11 protein-coding genes are annotated in these 14,298 nt (G+C 52.0%); 1 reads left to right on the top strand and 10 read right to left on the bottom strand.

Going from position 1 to position 14,298, the window contains the following annotated elements:
* Nucleotides 1–11: 11 nt before the first annotated feature.
* From R6H26_RS20495 to R6H26_RS20470, 6 genes are all read right to left on the bottom strand, one after another.
* Entirely contained in the window at nucleotides 12–1,379 is a 1,368-nt protein-coding gene (locus R6H26_RS20495; protein ID WP_404785102.1) for a hypothetical protein, read from the bottom strand.
* A 54-nt stretch (nucleotides 1,380–1,433) separates the two neighbouring features.
* Nucleotides 1,434–2,945: a WD40 repeat domain-containing protein gene (locus tag R6H26_RS20490; RefSeq protein WP_404785100.1), complete on the bottom strand. Its 1,512-nt coding sequence runs from the start codon at nucleotides 2,943–2,945 to the stop codon at nucleotides 1,434–1,436.
* 196 nt (nucleotides 2,946–3,141) lie between these two features.
* Nucleotides 3,142–3,720, bottom strand: a complete 579-nt coding sequence (locus R6H26_RS20485; RefSeq protein WP_404785099.1) for a Uma2 family endonuclease — start codon at nucleotides 3,718–3,720, stop codon at nucleotides 3,142–3,144.
* A gap of 143 nt (nucleotides 3,721–3,863) precedes the next feature.
* Nucleotides 3,864–4,850, bottom strand: a complete 987-nt coding sequence (locus R6H26_RS20480; protein WP_404785097.1) for a pentapeptide repeat-containing protein — start codon at nucleotides 4,848–4,850, stop codon at nucleotides 3,864–3,866.
* Nucleotides 4,851–4,886: 36 nt separating this feature from the next.
* Nucleotides 4,887–5,879: a pentapeptide repeat-containing protein gene (locus tag R6H26_RS20475; protein ID WP_404785095.1), complete on the bottom strand. Its 993-nt coding sequence runs from the start codon at nucleotides 5,877–5,879 to the stop codon at nucleotides 4,887–4,889.
* Nucleotides 5,880–5,918: 39 nt separating this feature from the next.
* The gene (locus R6H26_RS20470) at nucleotides 5,919–6,485 is read right to left on the bottom strand and encodes a hypothetical protein (protein WP_404785093.1); all 567 of its coding nucleotides are present in this window, start codon (nucleotides 6,483–6,485) and stop codon (nucleotides 5,919–5,921) included.
* A gap of 327 nt (nucleotides 6,486–6,812) precedes the next feature.
* On the opposite strand from R6H26_RS20470, the gene R6H26_RS20465 reads away from it, so the two are divergent.
* On the top strand, nucleotides 6,813–7,850 hold the full coding sequence (locus R6H26_RS20465; RefSeq protein WP_404785091.1) for a hypothetical protein: 1,038 nt from the start codon (nucleotides 6,813–6,815) through the stop codon (nucleotides 7,848–7,850).
* 37 nt (nucleotides 7,851–7,887) lie between these two features.
* Here the strand turns inward: R6H26_RS20465 and R6H26_RS20460 are convergent, their stop codons facing one another.
* Genes R6H26_RS20460 through R6H26_RS20445 form a run of 4 tightly spaced genes read right to left on the bottom strand, consistent with a single transcriptional unit; the run spans nucleotide 7,888 to nucleotide 14,212 of the window.
* Nucleotides 7,888–8,907: a hypothetical protein gene (locus R6H26_RS20460; RefSeq protein WP_404785089.1), complete on the bottom strand. Its 1,020-nt coding sequence runs from the start codon at nucleotides 8,905–8,907 to the stop codon at nucleotides 7,888–7,890.
* On the bottom strand, nucleotides 8,898–12,230 hold the full coding sequence (locus R6H26_RS20455; protein ID WP_404785088.1) for a hypothetical protein: 3,333 nt from the start codon (nucleotides 12,228–12,230) through the stop codon (nucleotides 8,898–8,900). Before R6H26_RS20455 ends, R6H26_RS20460 begins: the two co-directional genes overlap by 10 nt.
* Nucleotides 12,231–12,248: 18 nt before the next feature.
* Nucleotides 12,249–13,742, bottom strand: coding sequence for a hypothetical protein (locus R6H26_RS20450; RefSeq protein ID WP_404785086.1), 1,494 nt, complete (start codon nucleotides 13,740–13,742; stop codon nucleotides 12,249–12,251).
* Entirely contained in the window at nucleotides 13,742–14,212 is a 471-nt protein-coding gene (locus R6H26_RS20445) for a hypothetical protein (RefSeq protein WP_404785085.1), read from the bottom strand. Before R6H26_RS20445 ends, R6H26_RS20450 begins: the two co-directional genes overlap by 1 nt.
* Between the last annotated feature and the right edge of the window lie 86 nt (nucleotides 14,213–14,298).

The raw sequence follows: 14,298 nt of genomic DNA, 5'->3' as shown, positions 1-14,298 counted from the left end.
CAAAATCGATTTCACTTTTTCTGAACGGCGTAGCAAAGACGAGCGATAACAGGCTTTTGCTGTTTCATCAGTTCGGCAGTGCGGAGCCGCAGTCCTCTGAGGAACGGCTGTAGGTTGTGGGTTTTGGCTCCGTCTAGGTTGCCTTCTGTGGCATTCCAGGTTTTCCACCAATCTGGTTCGATAAAGTCTGTGGGGGACGCGTCGAATTGAAAGCGATAGATGCCCGATTCGAGCTGGTCTGCCTGGATTTTTGCCTTGAAACGAATCGATCCGTCTTTGACGTTCCAATCGGTCAGCTGCAACCCCTGGGTGTTGCTGGGCTGAAATTGCTTGGACTGGCTTTGGTATTTTTCGAGGGTTGGGGTAAGGGCGATCGCCGTCGGTTCGACTGGCAGTACTCCTTTTAAGGCGCGATAGGGAAGTTCGACATCTGTAGGTTGGCTGGCCGTTTTTTTAGTCACCACCAAAAACTGCACCGGATCTTCGGGCTGTTGTTTGCGGACGACAAGCCGTCCGTCGTTGAGGGATTTGGGCTGAAGGATATCTTTGCGTGGGGCTGTTTTGATTTCGTTGGCGTTGAGGACGGCAGCTTCTGCGACGGGCTGGGGCGAGAAAATAACGAATTCATGCTCGACATCGTTGAGTCCGTTGCGCTGGAGCTGGTCGAAGAAGTGGTTGATGTTGCCGTAGCTGCCGAGCAGCATTACGTAAACCGGATGAAAGGCACGTGAGGTTTGACCGGAGGTCGAGTAGCCAAAATTTTGGTTGGAGATACCGACGTCGTAAACGGTGCCTTTGAATTCGCTTTTGACGGCTAGAATGCCGATCGCGTAGCCTTTTTCGAGGTAGCGCTGAGCCAATAAATTTTGCACGAGCCTGACGTCGGCATCTTTTTGGTAAAGGTCGGTCACGACTAGGCTGAGTCGATTGTCTGCCGGGTCGGCGAGGGCTGCGTCGATGCGACTGGTGCTGAAGTCGCTGCCGCTTTGATAAAAGACCGGGAGTTGCGCTTTGAGAAAGGTTTCGCGATCGATGGGCTGTTTTTTGGTCCCAAACCGATAGTATTTGGTATTTGCACTGTTCCAACCCGTGGAGGAGGCGCTATCCATGAGTCGGAGGGTTTTGCTGTACCGACTGTCGGGCAGGTCGTTGACGTAACCCTGCATGGAGAGGGTGCCATCGATTAAAAACGAAAGTTCGAGGTCGGACGTTTGCTTGAGCCGAGTGGCTGCTTCGGCGGTCGAGGCGGGCTGGGGACAGGAGATGGATTGCTGGCTGGGACTGCATCCAAAGAGCAAAGAGATGGCGGCGATCGCGCCTAGGCTAACTAAAGATTTGATTTTTCCAGGTTGAAACTTTAAGTCGGAGGTCAATTTCACGCTTCACAATTGCTCTGGATGGATGGTTGCTCGCAATCTTAAAAATATCGCACCCTAAGTCACTCTTTGCCAAATTTTAAGGGCGTAGTTTGCTCCACCGGAAATCAGTTTTTTGCCGTCAGGAGAAAATGCAACGGGGTTGCTACCTTCAAGCGTGCTGAGGAGTTGGCCCGTCGCAAGGCTCCAGAGCTTGATAGTGCGATCGCTGCTGCCGCTGGCAATGGTTTTTCCGTCTGGGCTAATGGCAACTGAGATGACGCCTGCGGCATGGGCGGTAATGGAATAGAGCAAGGAATCTGTCCTTAAGTTCCAGACTTTTATGATGCCATCAGTGCTGGCGGTAACAGCGGCTTGGCTGTCTGAACTAATCGCTACGGAATGAACCCAATTTTCATGTCCTGTCAGCAAATGGCTCAGTTTGCCTGTTTCGAGGTTCCACAAGCCAATCTTTTTATCGACACTACCGCTTACAAGGGTCTTACCGTCTGAGTTGAGGGCAATTGCGGTAACGGCAGCTTCATGTCCGCGCAGGGTCTTCATTAAGCTACCCGTCTGTAGGTTCCAAACTTTAATGGTTTTGTCTGCACCCCCGCTGATGAGTTTTTGGCCTGTAGGCGTAAATGCAATGGCATGGACGGGTCCGTTGTGGCTTTTGCCTAGGCCGCTTTCCATAAACGTTCGCATCAGCTTTCGCGGTTCTAGATGCCACGCTGTCACTTTTTGGTCGAAGCAACCGCTGGCGATCGCTCGGTTATCTGGGCTGATAGCAACTGAAGTGACTGCTTGAGACTGCCCTAAAAAAGAGAAGGCATAGCGCCCAGCGTTCAGATCCCAAAGGTACAGCGCGCGATCGTCCCCTCCACTTGCCAGCCAATTACCGTCGGGACTGATGGCAACTGCATTGACGGCAGCTCTGTGAGATTTAAGGGTGTGTTGGCATTCCCAGGCGATCGCTGTTGCCGTCAGCTCGGTTGAGTTTGGGCGTGGAGCCTGAGTCTGTTCTACGTCAACCCACGCAACATCAATCGGTTTTGCATCCCGTTCCGCCCAAAATACATCGCGGGCAGTTTGAGCGATGGCAAGCTCTCCTTTACGAACTTCAGCAAGGTTGCTCGTTAGTTTTTGGGCGATCGCTTTTTCCCACTCTTTTGATGTGGTTTGAGGTGTACTGCTGGCGGATTGAGGTTGATTCTTGGGTGCAGCATCTTGTGAAGACTGTATAGGTTTAATACTTAACGGGTTAAATCCCCTTGGGAAACGAGTCTTCTTATCGTAGATTGCCCCATTCAGTGTAGTCTCCTCTAGGTTTGCGCCTTCTAAATTTGCGCTCCGTAAATCAGCCTCGGATAAATCCGCGCGACTAAGGTCTGCAAACGCTAAATTTGTTCCTTGGCTCAGGTTTGCTCGGCAAAGAGTTACGCTGCTTAGCGTTGTATTTTGAAGATTAGATCCCCTTAAATCAATGTCGGCAAGACCAGCCCAAGCGAGATTTTCTCCTGAGAGGTCGATTTCCTGAAAATCTCTTTTTCCCGTAGCGTATTGATTTAGGAGTTCTTTTGATTTCATTGGATCTGCATTAAGTGTTGTTGATTCAAATGAGGTGCATTTCTAAAGATACTCTCTAAAAATTTGACATGCTACTTTATATTTCTCAATTAATTCTTGAGCTTTCATGCTGGGTTTAACGGTTAAAAGCTCTGAGGTTTGACTCATTGATATAGTTATAAGCGTTTCCCAAAAATGGGCGGATACGACCGCCCCTTCAATCCTCAAAAATCCCCTTCAGATTCAGCACAAACCCAGGCAAAACGTCCTCGCCCAATATCTCAGCAGGAGACAGAAGCACTTCAACTTCTCTTCCCGGTCGATAGATTTCAACAATCCGATCTTGAGGATTCAGCAAAAACCCCAAACGAACGCCATTGTCGATGTACTCCTGCATTTTGTGCTGTACCGTCTTAAGGCGATCGCTCGCAGATTGCAGCTCAATAACAAAATCTGGCGCGAGGGGCAAGAACCCGTCAGGGTTGGGGTTGAGTGCCGTAATTCTCTCCTTTGCAACCCAAGCCGCATCAGGAGAGCGGACCGCCCCATTGGGCAAAATAAAGCCCGTTGAGGAGTCAAACACGATCCCTAGACCGACTTGGCGATTCCATAGCCCCAAGTCCATCGTAAGGTTTGCATTTCGCCTGCCCGATTCCCATCCCGTTGGCGGCATCACAATCAATTCTCCCTCAGCCGTCAGTTCCAGCCTAACATCGCGATTGTCTCGACAAAGCTCGCGAAACTGTGCGTGGGTCAAATGGGCGATCGAGTCTAAATTGAGCGTCAGGGCAGTCATAGAACAGCCTCAGGATGCAGTTAACCACAGCTTAGCATTTGCCTTTTTGCACGCCATTGAAAACCTCATTGAAAACCTCATTGCCCGCGCCATCGGACTCGCGATCGAAAGCGCCTCTCAAAGAAAGAATGCGACCCATCCCTTCATCGCCGCGATGCGAGGTTAAAAATATAGAAAACAATCCAAAAAACGATACCCGCGATCGTCCAAACTCGCTGATGTTTCTTAAATGCCTCAACGCTCTCCCACCTGCGGTTTTGCCAAGCCCAGGTATTGCCATTGGCGGCCATGACAACCGCAAATCCAAACGTAATCCAGCTTCCGACCCCTGGCAAAAATCCTAACGGCCAGAGCAAAAAACCACCCCACACGCGATGGTCTAAAAACCAAAACCAGGGCAGCAACAGCGCGCCCCAATTCCAGCTTCCTTTAATGCTGGCAGGGACAACGCCCGATTTCCCTCGACCAGAAGTATTGGAAACATCAGTTTCTGGACGACTGGTTTCAGAAGATGCAGCAGAAACCCACCTTGTTGCCTTGGCCGTCTTTTGCCAATCACTGATGGTATCTACCGTTGCGCTACGTGCTTTTTGAAAGAGTTTCTTGGCCGTATCGACCGTCGGTTTTGGACCGAAGATTCGGGGGGGAGTATTTTTAGGCTTTGTCTCCTTCTCTCGTAGTTTTGGACGCTCTCTGGATGCGTGCTCTTCTAAATCGACGTCTGGCTTAGTCGGTTGTGGCGTTTCTAACGCGACTGCTGCGGGCTGAAGCGCTCCGCTAGCGATCGCCCCGGCCTTAAGCGGATCGAAGCCAAGGGGAAAGCTAGTGTTCTCGTCATAAACCGCCCCTTCAAGCTGAATGCTCTCCAAATTGGCGCCTTCCAGACGGGTGCCCTTTAAGTTTGTATTGCGCAAATCAGCCCGACTTAAATCCGCAAAGGTTAAATTCGTTCCCCCACTGAGGTTTGACTCGCTGAGATCGGCCCCACTGAGATTCGCATGGCTCAGATCTGCACCCCGAAAATTCACCCCTTTTAGCTCGACCCAAGCCAAGCTGACACCCGATAGCTGCACCCCATGAAAATTCCGCTCTCCGGCCTTGTACTGCGTTTTGAGTTGAGTAATGTCCATGTGTCCGCATTAGCAATCCATAAAATTCTAATCGACTCATCGGGAAATTCGAGTGGACGCGCCCACCTCTCCACTCCCAACCTTTTGCATCATAAACCGAGCAAATTGCGTAGCGCGCTGCTGATTTGTAAAAGAAGCCACCTGAATCGACCGAACGCCCAACCCCGAGCGATCGGTCGCAAAGGCATCTCGACAAAATTGCTGGGTCACGGTTTTGAGCGTAGCAGGAGAATAGCGAACGAATACGGGATATAAATTCACCGGATAATCTTTAGCTCTAGTGGGTAAAGGATCGCCACAGGCCGGACGCGGGTACCGCACTGTATTGAAAGGATTCGTAGAGGGTTGAAACCGTTTGGAGAAGTCAAACCAGTTTAGAGCCGCAAACCCAAGGCCCAGCACCAGAAACATTCCCAATAATGTCCCCAGACACGACCTGGAGCGCTGTGGAGAGGGCGCTGCGACAGTGGGCGGCGCAGCAACACCCGCAGACGGAAACAAACCCGAATCGTCGGCGTCGATCGCTGCGGGATTGGAAGTCCCGAAAGCGGTTCGATCGTCAGAGAAATCCCGCGCGGTTTCGGCGATGGGTTGGGGTTGAGGGACTGGATTTTGGGCGGCTTGAGTTTTTAATTGAGCGACGCTGGCAAGCCGACTTTGACGATCGAGTTCTTGTACGGCAATGCCGCCTGCCGCGACAGGATCGAAGCCGATGGGAAACACAGTGGTGGGGTCGTAGAGGGTCCCTTGGGCGATCGCCCCTTCCAAATCGGCCCCTTCCAAATTAGCCCCGCTCAAATTGGCTTCCCTAAGATCGGCTCCGTTGAGGTTGGCATAGGCCAAGTTGGCATTGTCGCTAAAATCGGCTCGGTTGAGCAGCGAAGCCACGAGCTTAGCGCCGTAGAGATCCGCGCCCCTAAAGTCCGCATCGCGCAGATCTAGAGCGCTGAGGTCCGCACCGCTCAAGTCGACCTTTTGAAAATTGCGATCGCCCTGTGCGTAGCGTTCCTGAAGAGTATTTCTTTGCATCGTCGGGATAGGGCTGACTTGGGGTCTAACGCTGTTACTTTATCGGGTTTCCCCGTCACGGCGCAGAAGATAGTCTAAGATGCGTTCTTGGCGATCTTGGGACGCACGGGTGGTCATTTGAAATTCTTGGAACTGAGACTGCTGCGCTTCGTAGTTGCGGTCTAGGCGCTGGGCGATCGCCTCTAAGCGTTCGATGCGGCCTTCTGCATTGTCTAGACGTTCGGCATCTCTAGACAAGAGCCGCTGTGCCTGAAAGATAAATTCATCAAGCCGTTGGCTGGTTTGCTCTAGTTGGGCGCTCGTTGCAGCTTGAGCTTCAAGCATTCGTTTGAGCTGTATATCGGTTTCAGCCTGAGATCTAGACAGTTGCCCAAGCTGCGCATCTAGTGCGGATTGAGACGCAGTCTGCGTTTCGGATACTTGTCTAAATCGCTCATCTAGTACAGCTTGAGAAACTGCCTGCGATTCAGTGAGTCGCTCGATGAGACCTACAACTCGGTCTAGCTCTTGGTTTGCAGATTCTGCATAGCGAGCTGCGGAAACCAGCAGGTCTTTGACAACTTCAAATTCATCTTCTATTCGCTGGAGCCGTTGTTCTGTGGTCATGGGTTTGCTTGGGGCAATTTAGAAGTAAAGCATTACATCTAGTGTATCGGGCTGTTGGATTATTATGATAGACCTGTGCGATCGCCCTATATTTCTAAACAATTTCTCTTTAGATAAAGTTGACAGATTATGCATTATTGGTAAGCTTAAAACAGCATTTTTATAGCTAGATTTTCTAAAAATTAATTCCATTATAAAAATATTATAGAGAAAAACAATGATTCGATATATTTTTTGCATCAATGCCGGACGTCGGGTTCGGATTACTTAACAGAATTGCTTTCGAAGGCAAAAAATACCGTTAGCTTTCACGAAGGACCTCCAATCATGAATGGGTTGCCAATGCAACAATTTAATGAAGGAGATGAGCGCGCGCTTCATGCATTGATGCCCTTAAAGATTAAAGAAATTCAGAAAAAACGCGGCACTGGCGCAAAAGTTTATTGCGAAACCAATCACTCTTACATCAAGGGTTGGGGCTATTTACTACCGGATTTCTACATCCCTCAATCAGAGATAGGGGTCATTATTTTGAGTAGAGCGGCAGACGATACAGCCGCCAGCTTGCTCCGAGTCCACGAAGTGCCGGGTATTTCAGAATGGAGTCGAACCTGGTATTTGAAGCCTGGAGACGTCAGAAACCAGAGCGCACCCGCTGAAAATGCCAATCCTTACGAATTATGCCAGTGGTACGTGGAAGAAATTAATTTGCGTGCCGAAGATTACAAACGTCGGTTTCCAGGCATTACCTATTTTGAATGCACCTTAGATCGGCTCAACCATGAGTCGCACGTTGCAGAGCTATTTGCAACCTTTGGATTAGAACCTTCAGCGGAGCTGAAATCGGCGATCGGACAACCTTTAAACACCCGTTCTGAATGGCCTAAATTGCCCATGGAAGACTTGTTGGCTGTTTCTCCCTACCCCAATGCCGATCGGTTGAGTCCGGCAGAGCGAGATGCTTTGGTCGAACGAATGGTGGCATATTTGCACGAGTCTCGAGCATCGAATATCGCGGCAATGGAGCCAGATAAGGCAATGGGCGGCAGTCTTGGACCTGCCGCTGTCGCGATTGTCGCCCGTGCTGAAGGCGAGTTAGAAAAGGTATTTCAGTATTCCCTCAAATTTACCGAAACAGAGCGCATTTTGATCGATGAATTTTTACGTTCAACTCATCCTCTCGATCTGTTCTTCGTCGTGAGCGATCGCACTGGCGGGCCTGGAATTTCTTATACCTACAACTTCAACGTTGTGCTGAGCGTGCAGCTTATGATTCGGCAGCTTGGTCCCTCAGGCGCGTTTAAAGCGCTTTGGATGATGGTCAAAGGGTTATGGGGCAGAGACTATAGCCATCGCAACCGCTAGAACTCAACGCATGAATCCCTGGATTTGACCCGTGCTGCTATCGCGTAAATTGCACTTGACCCTTTTCAAGCAAATCCCAGCCACCAGAAAGCGAATTTTGAGAAACTTTAGCAGGTTTGATCGTTTGGATTTTAGAACCCTGCTGATATTCAGGACATTCAAATAAAGCTTGGAGCGTGTCGAATCCCATCGGCGTAATTTTAAGATCGCTTTTAGGCGTCAACCAATAATTGCGATCTTCCCCCATAAAAATCCAGTAGCTGTAGTTATTGGCTGATTTCAGAAAGACTGCCGCGTTTCCGTTGCGCCGACTGGCTACGCTTTCTTCGGTCTCGGAAACCCGCTCGATAACGGAGCTTTCTAAGACTTGAGGGGAGAGATTGTAATTTTGGACGATGCTATCCCAAGGGTTGCTCGCAGTGGGAGCGGGTTGGTTGAGCGCGCTAACGCGAGCGGTGTAGTCGTAGCCCTTGCTTGCAGGAACATCATTACTTGCAAATGGAGTATCGTTGCCGTAGCGAGCGGGTTGATTTCTAGCGTCAAAGCCAAAATCATCCGCCCTTGCAGATTTGGGTTGAGCTTGCAGTTGCACGACCTCTAACGTCTTTTTATAGGAAGAAAGCTGCCCTCTTAACTCCTCAATCAATGCAGATTTACGGCTAATGCGTTGGTTGAGTTCGCCATCTTTAGCATCCAACTCCTTTAGCTTCCGCATCATTTTATGGTTGGCTCCATTGGAGTCTTTTAGGCTTTGCCATACTAAAAAGCTGAGGGCCAAATTCCACAACCCAAGTCCGCCTAAAGCAAACCACAGCCAAGCCGGAACCGACCCGTTGGTGGCATCTTGAGGTTCCTGTCCCGAATTTGAGTGAGCAGGATCTGAGTACGGCGTAGAAGGTGTGGCAAAATCAGCAGGCGCTGTTTCGGCAGGGGATGGCGAGTTGGCACTCTGCGCCCAAGCGCTGTTAGACGTTGGCGTCAATGGGCGATCGCCGAGCAATAGCGCCATCAAGAGGAAGCCTGCAGGCGCAAGGTTGTGTAAATATTTTATTTCCATTCGTCTGCCCATCGATTTCCTAATACCTGTAACAGTGCCTTCAAAGCCAAAATAAAGGGCGGCTCTACCCGGATGTCGTCTGCGTTGCCCCTGAGTCGTAGCAAAGATTTTTTCAGTTCCCGCGCGGTCGCGCGCCATAGTTCGGCATTGGCATCGGGTGCGTCGCTGACCGCGTAGCCCTTAAAGGGAGCAATGCTCTCGACGCGCTGGGCATCTAGAGTGCGGTGATAGCTATTCATAAAATGGGCCAAGGCCGCGAGTTCTGGGACCGCAAAGTCCTCAATGGTGCCGCCCAGGCGCATTCTGGCACTGCCATCCTGGGGTTCGCCATTGACGGTAAAAGCTTCCCCAGCAATGAGGGGGTCTTCATCCCGCTTATCGAGTCCTTTGAGGTGGCTCTCGTCTAAAACCAGGCCGCAAGCAACTTCATCTTTGGGCAGCGGACTCAGTTTGGTTTCGACATCGATATCCTCAAAACCCGAAGCGCAGCTGAGCATGGCGCTAAACAAATCGTTAGCTTCGCAGTGTCGGTTGAACTCGCCCCCATCGGCCAGCCAGTTCAGCAGTCGGGAACCGTTGCCCCCGGCAAACACGGGTGTAATTTCTGGAGTTTTGTATTTGCCTTCAGCGTAGAGCGCCTTCAGAAGCAAGCCCACGTAGTAGTACAGTCCCGAAACCCCTAGAGTCATGAGTTGCAGCAATCCTTGAAACTCCGGGTCTTCGGCCACCATATCGCGGCGATTTTGGAGCCACCCTTCGCTTTCGCGACGCATGAAAACATCTAGCTTGACGTAAAACTGGAAGCCCTGAAGCTTGCGCCATTCGTCAATTTTGATCTTGAATTGGCGCTCCAAAAAATTGGGATTCATTTGAACGAACTGGGAAAATAAGTCCTTGCCTGCTAGCTGTACCGAACATTGATGCACCAGCTTATTTTCTTCCCAAATCGAAATATCTGACGTGCCTCCCCCAATGTCAATACAGGTACTGTTGACGAGATCCAGCTTACTTTTGCGACCGGGTAGCTCGAAGTCTGCAAAATACTGAGCGATCGCCAAGCTTTCGGTGCGGTAGTTGCTGGGGTTGTCGAGGGTCGGACAATTTTGAGTCAAGCCCGTCGATTCCTCAATGGCTACCGTTAAATCTCGCCAATTTTTGACGTACTTATTGCGATCGGTTTTAGAAAAGGCGGACGGATAAGAGAGCGCCCACTGAATTTCTTTGACACTGCTGGCAGCAGCCTGGGCCGTAATTTGTAAAATGAGGTGCTTCAGAAACAGACGGTTGAAGTTGAGACTTTCCGCCGACCATTTGAGATTAGGGCGAATCCAGTCATCGGTGTTGGGCTTAAAGGTAGTGCTATCGCGAGGGATATAAATGCGTCCGTCTAGAATGGGCAGCGTTTCTCCCTTGCTGCCGCGCGTGGTCAGTACTGTCGATAGCGGCAACTCCATGCTGCTGGCAATAAAGTACTCGTAGAGGGCGGGCTGCCGAATTTCACCACTGCTTTGCGTGACTTTATAGTGGAGCGGCTCAACACTCAAGGGTTCCACAATACCGCTGCGCTTCACGTAGACATTGGTAAAAGAAGTTCCAAAATCAACCCCTACTTTCCAGGGAATGCCCGTCGTGGTGCCCACTTCCTTGGGCGTTTTGAGCAAGATTAAGCCAATGGGCCGTTGGTTCTTGTCGCGACAGTCAATAAACGCTGGAAACTCCTCAAGTTGCAGGATCTGGCAGTTACTTTCAGTGTCTGGAAAGGATTGATTGGGATAGTGGAACGAACCCACTCCCTTAAAGCTATGAGTCTCTTGCGCCTTCGCAAACTGAACTTGAAAAGTGCCCAGATTGGGTTCGTAGTAGAAGGCGTAGTATTCCTTCCAGGTTGCCGACCGGAAGTTGGGCCATAGCTCTAGAACCGGAACTTCGGCGATCGCATTTTCTTTACTCAGTGGGTAGGTTTTTGCCATCCGGTAGACCGTGCCGCTCCCATCTATGCCAGACAGGCGCAGGTCTAAAATGACCTCTACTTGAGGGCCGGAAGCGCGATCGATCCGCTGAAACTGCACCATCGCCACTAGATCCTCTGGCGTCAGGTACTCCATCAGCAGGGGGTTGAGAGGAACTAACGGCGTAATGCTCTTACCCTCGTAGAACTCTGCAAGGGCGTCGGTGCCCTTGGGGAGCAATCCCCCCGGAAACGCCCCCGCCTGGGTAATAAACGATAGCTCCGGCAGAAACACATCTGCCTCCCGCAGGCACCGTACGCCCCAGCGCGGTATCTCCCCGGAACGGGGCACGTCTTCTGCCTTGAGGGCGGCGAGGTTAATGGTGCCGTGAATCCAAATGCTCTGGGCTGGTTCGCGCCACTCCCGCATGATTTGGTGGGCTTCGGGAATCAGCAGCAGATCCAGACTTGGGGTTTTACCCACGCTGGGCAGCACCCGCACGCTGGAGTCCTTGGGACTGGCCTGGATGGGCGTATTGAGGGCGCGCAGCGGCCCTTGGACGATATTGACGCCAAAAAAGCGAGCCTCGTTACTGCGTTTGAGGGTTTGATTGGGCACGTTACCCAAGCTGGTTTGAAATTCCCCCAACAGCGCCGTGACTTCGTTAACGGCTTTGCTCACCACTTCCCCAGGCGGGTTCAGCTCCTGCCGCACAATTTCGAGCCACTGCCGGAGCTGGCTTTTCTCGTCTAGATTGAGGTGATCCACAGGTGCAACGGGCGATCGCAACCTCCCCCCAGACCACCAGGGCAACCCCGCCCAGTTCCCTTCTTCAGAGGGGCACACCAAGGTACTGGGCGAAGACATCCCAATCGATCGCCCGTTCCACAGAAACACGTATACGTCTTGCCAAGGATGCCTGCCGTTGAGGGCATACAGACAATTTTGGGTGGAGGGCCGCAGTTCGTAGAGCGATCGCGCAAAGGCATCGCCTTTCTCTTGCTCCGCCTCCAGTTCCACCAACACCGCCTTAAGGGGAAAGCCGCGCACTTCAGCCAGGGCGATCGCCGCCAACATCCCCTGCCATTGCTCGATCATCTGGGCGCGGATCGGATAGCGACGGTTGTGGATCGCCATTTCCATCGACAAAGGCCGCGCCCACATATCGGGAATGGAGCTGACGCTTTTGACGTCCCGCCCCGCCGAGGGTACCTCTAGACTAGAGGCCACGTGCTGAAAGGCCGCCCGCGACTGCCGATCCCAAGCACCCACCGCACCGGGCTTGATGTCAATGCCCTCCTGGGGGCCGCCGCCATCTCTGAGCTTGGGCAGGAAAAAGTAAGACGACTGCGGGATTTTGCTGCTTTCGGTCATGAATACCTCAAGGACAGATTAAGGTTTGCACAAGGAATAGAGGGTTGTGGCTAAGCCTGCTACTCCCGGCGGTGGGTCGGGTGCGATCGCCATCAGTTTTTCTTTAATGGCTTGGGGCGTCGCATCTCTAGACTGTTCTAGGTTATCGGACCCCAACACCAGCTTCGGGAAGTTTTCCGTCACGGGGGGTACGTTCCCGTTGGCATCCACGAGCAAAGCATGGCGAAACAGCTGAATGCTGCGGTTGCTGCCACCGGAGCCGTGAATCAGGCTGACCCAGCGCAGAAACGAAACACACCACGCATTAATGCACTGAAGGGTGTCCTGCTCCACCTCATCGTTAAGGTCCGGCATCCCGCGACCGCCGAGAAAGAGACCTTGGGGCTTGAAGAAGCGGCTGAACCAGGGCGCGGCCTTTTGGAAATTTTTGATATTCCCTTTGCCCGCATTCAGCTCCGGCGATAGATTAGCGGCCCAGAGGTAGGCAAAGCGCACGGCATTAGCTAGGGTAGGCTTCACTACGGCCTTGTCGGGGATATCGTCCCAAGTCACTTGCTGGTCGTTCTGGCGGCTGAGCAGCACCACTGGCTCTAATTCGGTCTGGGCCAAAAAGTGACGAGCGGCTAGAGCGGCGTACAGCTCGATAAAATGGGGATCGTTTCTCTGGGTATTTTTGCCAATGCTGAACTGGGCCACAGAGGCAGGCTCCCGATCGCCCAAGAGATAAATGCTGTCAAAAATCGGCTGCGCTTGATAGTAGCGCAGAGCCGCTTCGGTGTTGAGTAAAAACTGCTCCGGTCTGGCATAAATTGCACCGGGGTCTTGTTCGACGGGCACGCTGAACTGAAAGTAGGGCAGCATCAGCAGGCCGCCAATCTTGACGCGATCGCTCATCCCTGATCGCTCTAGCTTGTTCTTGAGCAGCCTCCCGATCGTCGGAAATCCCGACGCGCCCGTCCCACCAAAAATAGAGCCGCAAATGAAAAGTCTGGGCGACCCGCCGCCTGCCCCCAAATCCAGTTCGATGCTTTGGAGCAGCGATCGCCACGGTTCCTGACTGGTGGTATCTAGCTTTACTTGGCTCATAATGGCCGAACCGATGGCCGGACGCCCCCGGAATCCCACGTCTAGCTCCGCGTCCCGCTCCCCTTGGGTGTACAGCACGTCAAATAAATGCCCTAATCCGGGACTGTTAAAGGCATAGCTCTCGTAATTAAAATAAGAACCCAACGATTTATTCAGGCTACCGCTAAAGGGCGACCATACTTCCAACGACTCAATTGGTGCCTGCATCCAAGACGTGGGACGGGTGCTTTGGGCGATCGCCCGCCGACAGGCCTGATAGGTCGCGAGCGTTTCGCGCGCGCGCGTCAAGTTGCCGTTGCTTTCATCCGGGTCGATAAACAGCACCTGAATTTTTTCTGTCCCCAACAACCCCGCTGCCGCTAAATGGATGATGGACTCAACGCACTTGGCCCCCGTTCCTCCAATCGAGACGATGTATAAAGACATTACTTCAGCCCTATAAGGTGACGAACCGAAAACGACCCTGGCGGAATGAACTTCAGCAGCCCCGGCGAACTAATGGCGGTGGAAAACCAATACATCCAGACAATATCCACGACATACATTAGCGTGAGGGGCAGCAACGCCTCGCTACTGTTGTTATAAAAATACAGCGCTACGCAAATGCCAATAATGGGCAACAGCAACAGCAATCCCCACACCAAACGCAGGGGCGATGCCTCGTTAAAGGAGGTTACTCTAGCGCGGAGGGCGCTGACGTACCAAAGCAGCGTAGAAATCAACGCGGTGCCAAACACAATGGCAGCACCGACCGCATACTTTTCGGAGATCCAGGTTTCTACTTCCACCTGGGTAATGGGCACCACGCCGCTCTGGAAGAGCCAGGGCTGTACTAAAAACATCAACACAGCCCCTGCAATACTGACGCTCAAGATGCGAATCACATCCCCAACCATGGTTGTTTCTACTCCCTAACGTATCGCTGCCTGTATGAATTTGGCACAGTTGCGACTGAGCATCTGAGTTCCCAGTATAAGAGCTG

The sequence above is a fragment of the Altericista sp. CCNU0014 genome (assembly GCF_044923475.1).
Taxonomy (GTDB): Bacteria; Cyanobacteriota; Cyanobacteriia; order Thermosynechococcales; family Thermosynechococcaceae; genus JAAURS01.
The sequence above is the reverse complement of the archived record's forward strand: the minus strand, read 5'-3'. Positions and strand labels throughout refer to the sequence as shown.

Bases quoted from the DNA above. Each gene is read 5' to 3' on its own strand.
- R6H26_RS20490 (WP_404785100.1), bottom strand. From the start codon at position 2,945: ATGAAATCAAAAGAACTCCTAAATCAATACGCTACGGGAAAAAGAGAT.
- R6H26_RS20485 (WP_404785099.1), bottom strand. From the start codon at position 3,720: ATGACTGCCCTGACGCTCAATTTAGACTCGATCGCCCATTTGACCCAC.
- R6H26_RS20480 (WP_404785097.1), bottom strand. From the start codon at position 4,850: ATGGACATTACTCAACTCAAAACGCAGTACAAGGCCGGAGAGCGGAAT.
- R6H26_RS20475 (WP_404785095.1), bottom strand. From the start codon at position 5,879: ATGCAAAGAAATACTCTTCAGGAACGCTACGCACAGGGCGATCGCAAT.
- R6H26_RS20470 (WP_404785093.1), bottom strand. From the start codon at position 6,485: ATGACCACAGAACAACGGCTCCAGCGAATAGAAGATGAATTTGAAGTT.
- R6H26_RS20465 (WP_404785091.1), top strand. From the start codon at position 6,813: ATGAATGGGTTGCCAATGCAACAATTTAATGAAGGAGATGAGCGCGCG.
- R6H26_RS20460 (WP_404785089.1), bottom strand. From the start codon at position 8,907: ATGGAAATAAAATATTTACACAACCTTGCGCCTGCAGGCTTCCTCTTG.
- R6H26_RS20455 (WP_404785088.1), bottom strand. From the start codon at position 12,230: ATGACCGAAAGCAGCAAAATCCCGCAGTCGTCTTACTTTTTCCTGCCC.
- R6H26_RS20450 (WP_404785086.1), bottom strand. From the start codon at position 13,742: ATGTCTTTATACATCGTCTCGATTGGAGGAACGGGGGCCAAGTGCGTT.
- R6H26_RS20445 (WP_404785085.1), bottom strand. From the start codon at position 14,212: ATGGTTGGGGATGTGATTCGCATCTTGAGCGTCAGTATTGCAGGGGCT.